The organism is Methyloceanibacter sp. (assembly GCF_051306395.1).
Lineage (GTDB): Bacteria > Pseudomonadota > Alphaproteobacteria > Rhizobiales > Methyloligellaceae > Methyloceanibacter.
The window spans coordinates 1-7,948 of sequence record NZ_JBPPND010000054.1; the positions used below are offsets into that span (position 1 = coordinate 1).

8 protein-coding genes are annotated in these 7,948 nt (G+C 64.0%); 4 read left to right on the top strand and 4 right to left on the bottom strand.

Annotated features, from left to right (window positions below):
- Window positions 1–80: 80 nt before the first annotated feature.
- Window positions 81–2,834: a cation-transporting P-type ATPase gene (locus ACSLE4_RS03545; RefSeq protein WP_435903103.1), complete on the top strand. Its 2,754-nt coding sequence runs from the start codon at window positions 81–83 to the stop codon at window positions 2,832–2,834.
- Here the strand turns inward: ACSLE4_RS03545 and ACSLE4_RS03550 are convergent.
- Window positions 2,831–3,856, bottom strand: a complete 1,026-nt coding sequence (locus ACSLE4_RS03550; RefSeq protein ID WP_435903104.1) for a class I fructose-bisphosphate aldolase — start codon at window positions 3,854–3,856, stop codon at window positions 2,831–2,833. The genes ACSLE4_RS03545 and ACSLE4_RS03550 overlap by 4 nt on opposite strands.
- Window positions 3,857–4,087: 231 nt before the next feature.
- Between ACSLE4_RS03550 and ACSLE4_RS03555 the strand changes: the two genes are divergently transcribed.
- Window positions 4,088–4,423: a septal ring lytic transglycosylase RlpA family protein gene (locus ACSLE4_RS03555; protein WP_435903105.1), complete on the top strand. Its 336-nt coding sequence runs from the start codon at window positions 4,088–4,090 to the stop codon at window positions 4,421–4,423.
- Here ACSLE4_RS03555 and ACSLE4_RS03560 read toward each other — a convergent pair.
- From ACSLE4_RS03560 to ACSLE4_RS03570, 3 genes are read right to left on the bottom strand one after another with little or no spacing between them, the layout of a single operon-like run.
- Window positions 4,420–4,791 carry a hypothetical protein gene (locus ACSLE4_RS03560; RefSeq protein WP_435903106.1) on the bottom strand — a complete coding sequence of 124 codons (372 nt, stop codon included), beginning with the start codon at window positions 4,789–4,791 and terminating at the stop codon, window positions 4,420–4,422. The two genes, ACSLE4_RS03555 and ACSLE4_RS03560, sit on opposite strands and share 4 nt — an antisense overlap.
- Window positions 4,792–4,808: 17 nt before the next feature.
- The gene (locus ACSLE4_RS03565) at window positions 4,809–5,825 is read right to left on the bottom strand and encodes an HAD family hydrolase (RefSeq protein ID WP_435903107.1); all 1,017 of its coding nucleotides are present in this window, start codon (window positions 5,823–5,825) and stop codon (window positions 4,809–4,811) included.
- A gap of 35 nt (window positions 5,826–5,860) precedes the next feature.
- A complete protein-coding gene (locus ACSLE4_RS03570; protein WP_435903108.1) occupies window positions 5,861–6,766 on the bottom strand; it encodes an alpha/beta fold hydrolase in 906 nt (301 codons plus the stop codon).
- Between ACSLE4_RS03570 and ACSLE4_RS03575 the strand changes: the two genes are divergently transcribed.
- Both ACSLE4_RS03575 and ACSLE4_RS03580 read left to right on the top strand, forming a co-directional pair.
- Window positions 6,760–6,927, top strand: coding sequence for a hypothetical protein (locus ACSLE4_RS03575; protein ID WP_435903109.1), 168 nt, complete (start codon window positions 6,760–6,762; stop codon window positions 6,925–6,927). The genes ACSLE4_RS03570 and ACSLE4_RS03575 overlap by 7 nt on opposite strands.
- 150 nt (window positions 6,928–7,077) lie before the next feature.
- On the top strand, window positions 7,078–7,773 hold the full coding sequence (locus ACSLE4_RS03580) for a hypothetical protein (RefSeq protein ID WP_435903110.1): 696 nt from the start codon (window positions 7,078–7,080) through the stop codon (window positions 7,771–7,773).
- Window positions 7,774–7,948 lie beyond the last annotated feature (175 nt).

A 7,948-nucleotide genomic window follows, 5' to 3' on the forward strand; every position in this document is an offset into this window, starting at 1 on the left:
TCGTCCCCAAATGAGGCCTGACGCACGCCGCCACGCAAAACCCGAGAAGTCATAAGGCCATTGTCCCGGGGCCAAGTTTCGTGAAACCCACCAGCATCTCCGACGGCACATCAATCGATCGCCCGGGGCAAGCCTTCACCCTTTGGCATACGAAGCCTGCCGGCGAAGTCCTCGAAGCGCTCGAGAGCGGCCCTTCGGGCTTGAGTTCTGGTGAGGCGGAAGCGCGCAAAGCGCTCTTTGGCCCCAATCGCCTTCCCGAATCGGCGAAGCAAAGCGCGCTGTGGCGTTTTCTTCTCCAGTTTCACAACGTGCTGATCTACGTGCTCCTGGGCGCGGCGGTGTTGGCCACGGCGATTGGCCACGTTACGGACGCCGCGGTGATCTTGGCGGTCGTCATCGTCAACGCGATCATCGGCTTTGTGCAAGAGGGCCGCGCCGAGCAGGCCCTCGAGGCGATCCGGAGCCTGATCGACCCGCACGCCTCGGTCGTGCGTGACAGCCACCGCACCGTCGTGCCGGCCGAGGACATCGTTCCGGGCGATATCGTTCTGCTGGAGCCTGGAGACCGCGTGCCGGCAGATTTGCGTCTCTTCAGGGCACGCAATCTGCGCATCGACGAAGCCGCGCTCACCGGCGAGTCGCTCCCTGTCGAGAAGGATACGCGCCCGCTTCCGGCCGACGCCCCGCTCGCCGACCGGCACTCAATGGCCTTTTCGGGCACCCTTGTGACAGCCGGTGGCGGCAGCGGCGTCACTGTGGCGACCGGGCCATCGAGCGAACTCGGCCGCATCAGCACGCTCGTCGGCACGGTCGAAACGCTGACAACGCCGCTTCTACGCCAGATGAGCGACTTTGGGCGCCGGCTGACTGCGCTCATTCTGGCCGGTTGCGTCACCGTGTTCGCATTTGCCGTTTTCGTCCGCGACTATTCATGGCCGGAAGCCTTCATGGTGGTGATCGGCCTCGCCGTCTCCGCCATTCCCGAGGGCTTGCCTGCGGTAATGACCATCGCGCTCGCGATCGGCGTCCAGCGCATGGCGGCGCGCAACGCCATCATCCGGCGTCTCCCCGCGGTCGAGACGCTTGGTTCGGTTTCGGTGATTTGCTCCGACAAGACGGGGACCCTGACCCGCAATGAGATGATGGTTCGCACGGTCCTGACGGCCGAAGGCCAGTTTGACGTTTCCGGTTCGGGTTACGAGCCCGAGGGCGTTGTGACGTTGAATGGAGAACGCGTCCAGGCCGCGCCCTATCCAACGCTGATTGAGGCAGCAAGGGCCGCCATCCTTTGCAACGACGCGGACTTGCGCCAAAGCGCAGGCAATTGGAGCGTCCACGGCGATCCGATGGAAGGAGCGCTGGTCAGCCTCGGGATGAAACTTGGTTACGATGTCGAGCTGATGCGCAAGCAGCTCCCGCGCACCGACGAAATCCCCTTCGATACCGAGCACAAATTCATGGCGACGCTGCATCACAGCCATGAGGACGGCGCGGTCTTTGCCCTCATCAAGGGTGCCCCGGAGCGCGTTCTCGCCATGTGCAGCACCCAGTGCGGACCGGCCGGAGACGAGCCTCTCGATGAGACGTTCTGGCAATCGCAGACCGATGCGATTGCTGGGAAGGGCCAACGGATGCTGGCAATCGCCCGGAAAGACCGGCCCAAAGGCCATCGCGATCTCAACTTTTCAGACGTGGAGAGCGGCGCTACGTTGATCGGACTGCTCGGACTCCTTGACCCCCCGCGCGAAGAGGTTCTGGCCGCAATCCACGAATGCCAGGAAGCCGGCATCGCCGTGAAAATGATCACGGGCGACCATGCCGCGACGGCCGAGGCGATTGCCCGCGAACTCCGCCTTTCTCCTGAACCTGTCACGATGACCGGAAGCCAACTCGACGAGCTCGACGACACGGAGCTAAAAAGTGTCGCGCGTAACGTCACGGTCTTTGCGCGGACCAGCCCCGCGCACAAGCTGCGCCTGGTGGAAGCGCTGCAGGCGGACAACGCCGTAACGGCCATGACGGGCGACGGTGTCAACGATGCGCCCGCTCTGAAGCGCGCCGATGTCGGCGTTGCCATGGGGCGGAAAGGAACCGATGCGGCCAAGGAGGCGGCGGAGGTCGTGCTCGCCGACGATAACTTCGCCTCGATCGTCGCCGCGGTGCGGGAGGGACGTACGGTCTATGACAACCTTCGCAAAGTCATCGCTTGGACCTTGCCGACGAATGGCGGCGAGGCGGCGGCGATCATCGGCGCCATCGCCTTCGGGCTGACGCTGCCCATCACGCCCATCCAAATCCTGTGGATCAACATGGTGACCGCCGTCGCACTGGGACTCACGCTGGCGTTCGAGCCGACCGAGCCCGGCGCCATGAAACGACCGCCCCGCGACCCGGCAGACTCTCTTCTCTCGGGTCAGCTCCTGTGGCGGACAGCCTTCGTTTCGCTGCTCTTCGTGATAGGCACCTTCGGAATTTTCTTCCATGCCCTCGACCAGGGCCGCTCCATCGAGATGGCGCGCACGTTGGTGGTCAACACGATCGTCGTCATGGAGATTTTCTACTTGTTCAGTGTCCGCTACGTGTACGGTGGCTCGATCACCTGGCGCGGCCTTATAGGAACGCCCGCCGTGCTGATCGGCGTTGCCGTCGTCGTGGCGGCGCAGGCCGCCTTCACCTACGTCCCGGTCTTTCAGGCCGTTTTTGCAACAGAGCCCGTGGCGCCGGCCGACGGACTGCTCGTGCTGCTTATTGGCGTAGCCCTGTTGCTCATTGTCGAAGCGGAAAAGGCCGTGTCGGCCGCCTTTTCCAAGCCTAAGACCCCGAGCGCAGCCTAAGCGGCCTTCTTCTCGATCTCCGGCGTCCACTTGCCGAGCGTGGCAAGCCCATTCATCTCCGCGCGATGCGAGAAAGCGGCTTGCGCCGAAGGCACATTGCCGGTCTTGCCAGCCCAGGCCACTTGCGGTGCGTGCTGCAGCGCCCGGCCATAGGAGAAGGTGAGATGCCAGGGGACGCCGCCGATACGGTTCATGGCGTCGAGCCGCGCCGTGGCCTCCACGTCCGACTGGCCGCCCGACAGGAAGGCGATGCCCGGCACCGCCGAGGGCACGCAGTTCTTCAACACGCGGATGGTCCGTTTGGCGATCTCTTGATCGGGGGCTTGAGTGGCGCACTCGGCACCCGGCACGATCATATTGGGCTTGAGCACCATGCCCTCGAGCTTGACCTTGGCGTAGTAGAGCTCCTGGAACACGGTCTTCAGCGTCCACTCGGTGACCGTTTCGCAGCGTTCGATGGTGTGGTCGCCGTCCATCAGCACTTCGGGCTCCACGATCGGAACCAGATCCTGCTCCTGGCAGAGCGCCGCGTAGCGGGCGAGCGCATGCGCGTTCGCGTTGATCGCGTCGTGACTCGGAATGCCCGGGCCGATATCGATCACCGCGCGCCATTTGCAGAACTTGGCGCCGAGCTCCCGATACTCGATCAGCCGGTCGCGCAAGCCGTCGAGCCCTTCGGTGATGGTCTCGCCCGGGCAGAAGGGCAGCGGCTTGGCGCCCTTGTCCACCTTGATGCCGGGGATGGAGCCGGCCGCCTCGATGACCTTGACCAGCGGCGTGCCGTCCGCCGCCTTCTGGCGGATGGTCTCGTCGAACAGGATCACGCCGGAGATGCGCTGGTGCATGGCCGTTTCCGACCGGAACAGGAGCTCGCGATAGTCGCGCCGGTTCTCCTCGGTGGATTCGACGCCGATCGCATCGAAGCGCTTCTTGATCGTTCCGCCCGACTCGTCCGCGGCCAAGATGCCCTTCCCGGGCGTCGTCATGGCCGTAGCCACCTTATTCAACGCAGCGAGGTCCATACGTCTCTCCCTCTCGAAACCCTTATGACAAGAATTACGCTCTTATAGGCCAGGATCGGGCGCAATTGCAGCCCCTGCTGTTGTCAGAGCGGCAGCTTCGCTGACCCCTTAAAAACCAGGCCCCATTCTCGCCCCGGCGTCACCCAACGATGGCCCTACGGTCTCCGAACTTCGGCCCCTTCCGCCCCCTACCAGCAAAGCTTCGATAACAAGAAGCAAGGTGGGAAAATCATGCGTTATTGGGCCTTTGCATCGCTCGTCCTCCTAGCCATTCCGGCCCAGGCGGCGGCCACCACCGTCACCGCAACCTGGTACGGCAACGAATTGGCCGGCAATCGCACGGCGAACGGGGAGGTCTTCAATCCCAACGGGCTGACGGCGGCCCATCGGTCGTTACCCTTCGGAACGTGCCTGCGGGTGAGCAATCCGAAGACCGGCAAATCGGTCAAGGTGCGCGTCAACGACCGCGGTCCCTTCACCAAGGGCGTGCACCTCGACCTCTCGGCGGGCGCGGCACGCGCAATCGGCATGCGCTCGACCCAGCCGGTGTCGATGAAGCGGTGCTAACGCCGCCTCAGAAACGCGATGACGAACAGCACAGCGATCACGATGTGCAGTATGGCCCCGGCCCACAGACCGGGGCCGCCTGCGCTCACCGCGCCGATGACGAGCACGCACGCGCCGACAACGTTGTAGAGGCCGAGACCGTACGCAGCCGCCATGCCGCCGGCTGTATCCAAGTGGCTGCGTCCGATCAGCGCGCCGACGCCAAGTCCAAAGGTGGCCGCACCGAGCAGGCGGATGAGAGCCAGCGTCGGGACACCGGCGCCGCCGCTCCCGCCGACAGCCTCAATCACCGCAAGCGGCACGACCAGCGCCGAGAGACCGAACAGGACCTCGATCACACCTGAGACAAGCATCAACGGTTTCAGCATGACCACATCCTATCCGCTCACGGGCGACCTTCGCCCCACGAGAAAATCGTCTTCCAGTCGTTCTTCATGCTGACGACGTCCCAGGCATTAGCTTCGGCGTGCTCCATCAGCGTCACGGGAAACCGGCCCACATCGGAGTCTGGCTCATAGGCGTATTCGCGGACGGCGTCGTCGTGATGGACCAGCCCCATGAAGCACAGGCCTTTGCAGTTCGCGGTCCATTCCAGCATCTCTTTGTCGCCGATGGAGTTGCCGAAGGCGAAGATCGGCTGGCGGCCGATATAGTGGTTGATGCCTTCCGCCTTGCCGGGTCCGTCGTCAAAGAACAGCAGGTCCGGCAACTTCACCAGCGTGGGGCTTGCATCCCACAGGCGGAACTCGGTCTTGCCGGCGGAACCGACGACATGCCACGGCGGAATGCCGTAGCATTGCTCCGTATAGGCGCGCATGAACTCGATGCCGCCGCCCGAAACGATGAACGTCGTGAACCCGTTGGCGCGCAGATACTCGAGCAGCTCGATCATCGGCTTGTAGGTCAGATCGGTGTAAGGCCGCTTGAAGCGCGGGTGCTTGGCCGTCTTGAGCCAGTCGCCCACGGTGTCGTTGAACTCGACCGTGGTCATGCCGCTATGGGTCGCGGTGATTAATGCGATCGCGCCCTTCTCGCCGTAGGTCAGGAGCTTCTCGGTATTGCCGTCGAGCGCCGACTTGAACGGCTCCTTGGTCTTCCATTCGGGATGCTGGTTGGAGACCGCCTTGACCCGATCGATGACGAACACGAATTGAGTGTAGAGCGGCTGCTCGACCCAGAGCGTCCCGTCATTGTCGAAAGTGGCGATGCGATCCTGCGGCGGCACATAATCCGGACTGCCATCGGTGGTCACGCGCGCGACGAAATCGAGAATGTCCGTCTTAACCGCGCTGTCGTTCCATGACGGCAGCGGATCGGGGCTTTGTGCCAACGCCGGCGGCACGGCTCCGCAGAGACCGAGCACCGCCGTGACAAGGAGGTTCCGCCAAAGCCTGATCGTCATCGCGTGCCTCCATATTCCGACTTATTCCGTCCTACCTAATCGATGAAGCCTTCGATCTGCGCCAAGGTCTCCGCCGGCTTCTCGACCATGGGAGAGTGGCCCGCGCCGTCGATCATGACAAGCTTGGCGCCCGGCACCGTCTCGAAGAGCTTCGCGCTGTCCGGTGAGATAAGCGCATCCTGCGTCCCGAAAATGACAAGGAGCGGCGGCACCGGATCGAGCGCGGAGAGTCGCGCCGGGCTTCCCTCTTCCGTCACATAGGCGACGCTGTCGTCATGGGCTTGGTGGAACACCGGGTAGGTGAGCTGCCACAGATCGGCGATGAACTTCTCCGGCCCCGGGAAACCCGGCACAAAACCTTGGCTGAGCGCCTGGCGGAGCACAGTGTCGTTCCGCAAGCGCCACAGCCCTTGACCGATAAGTGGAGACAGGGCGAGGCGTGTCTTGAGATCGAAGTCCGTCTCCGGCTTGGGCGGGCTGTCGATGAGCACCAGCCGCTCCACGCTTTGCGGATTGGCTACGGTGAACGCGGTAACCACCTCGCCGCCCATTGAGTGGCCGACGATCACCGCGCGCGTCACGCCAAGCTTGTCGAGCACGGCCTTGACCAAGGACGCCTGCCGCTCGATTCCATAGCCGGAGCCCGGCGCTTCCGTGCCGCCATGGCCGATCAGATCGAGACGGATTACGCGGTGATTCCGGGCAAGCTGCGGCGCGATCGCGTCCCACCAATCGAGCGCAGCGCCAAAGCCGTGAATGAGGACGATGGGCGGCCCCTCGCCTTCCACCTTCACATTGGCGGTGACGATGTCCGTTTCCATCAAAACGCCGCCGCTGCGCGCCATGGCGGGCCGCGTCTGCAGGCCGACCAGCATGGCATTGACCGCGAGCGCGGCGGCCATGGTCAGGACCACGACCGCCGCAACGAGAACGCGTGCCATCAGCCTATCCGCCGCTAAGGGGATGCTGTGGCAAATCTGCCTCCAGCGGCTCGCATCTCGCCGCGAAGCTTTCCTGCTCGATCATCGTCAAGGGCTATCATGAGTTCGGCGCCGAAAACACGTTCGAGGGCAACGTGGTCGCGGTGAGCTTCAAGTTCTAGCGATCCGCAGGATAGCAAGTCCGCAATCGTCAGAGTTACAAACGGGACACCAAGCCGCCCGGCTTACATATCTCGTTTGCGAATCTCGGCTATCGTCGCCACCTCTTGGAACGGATCAACGTTCCCATCGCCCCAGGAGGAGGCACGAACATGACCCTTACCCGCACCCTTTGCATGCTGACGGCCCTCGCCGCTTTACTGGCCACGCCCAGTTTGGCGCAGGCCGAAGACGCCATCAGCCATCCCGCCAAGAAATCCATCGGCTCGCACTCGAATGAAATGGTCGCCTCGCTCGCCGTGCTCAATGCGTCAGGCGCGAGCCTCGACGGCAATACCCTGACGCTCACCGGCGTCTCGCCCAATTCTATCGTCTTTGCCGACCGTCCCGTCCATGCCGCGGGGCACGTTCTCACCTCGCATTTCATCCGCGAGTGGGATGAGGGCGTCGACAGCTTCGCCAAGAGCCCGCCCAATGCCACGATTTCCGTCCTCGGCAATGACGGCGGCTCGGTGAAGGACGCCGTCGTGGTGCTGAAATCGCCGAAGCTCGACGGCGACACGCTGACCTTCGACGTTTCCGTGCTCGAAGGTGATCTTGAGGGCGCGAGCGGTGCTGCCGCGCTCTTTATCGACCGTTTCGCGGCCCATGTTCACGGGCCCCATGGCGGCCATGCCAACATCGTTGGCGGCCGGCCGGCTTGGCACGGCGCCGGGTATCGGCGGCCGGGCGTGGCCGTTGGCGCCGGCGTTGCGGCCGGCGCCGCCGTGGGCGCCGCCGTTGCAAGCCCCGGCTATTACGGGGCGCCTTGCGGCTACTACCCCTATCCGCCCTGCTATCCCTACTAAGGCACGTTTCGCCAGCGGCAAGCCGTCCCATCCGGGAGGGCTTGCTCTGGCCCCAATGTGGTTGTGAACTCATGACGTCTTGAGTGCCGGGCCGGGGCCTTAGCGTGTCCTGCCCGGCCGTCGGGAGCGGCATGACGGGAGCACGACCACAGCAACCCGACCGGAAACCGCTCGT

Bases quoted from the DNA above. Each gene is read 5' to 3' on its own strand.
- ACSLE4_RS03550 (WP_435903104.1), bottom strand. From the start codon at position 3,856: ATGGACCTCGCTGCGTTGAATAAGGTGGCTACGGCCATGACGACGCCC.
- ACSLE4_RS03555 (WP_435903105.1), top strand. From the start codon at position 4,088: ATGCGTTATTGGGCCTTTGCATCGCTCGTCCTCCTAGCCATTCCGGCC.
- ACSLE4_RS03560 (WP_435903106.1), bottom strand. From the start codon at position 4,791: ATGCTGAAACCGTTGATGCTTGTCTCAGGTGTGATCGAGGTCCTGTTC.
- ACSLE4_RS03565 (WP_435903107.1), bottom strand. From the start codon at position 5,825: ATGACGATCAGGCTTTGGCGGAACCTCCTTGTCACGGCGGTGCTCGGT.
- ACSLE4_RS03570 (WP_435903108.1), bottom strand. From the start codon at position 6,766: ATGGCACGCGTTCTCGTTGCGGCGGTCGTGGTCCTGACCATGGCCGCC.
- ACSLE4_RS03580 (WP_435903110.1), top strand. From the start codon at position 7,078: ATGACCCTTACCCGCACCCTTTGCATGCTGACGGCCCTCGCCGCTTTA.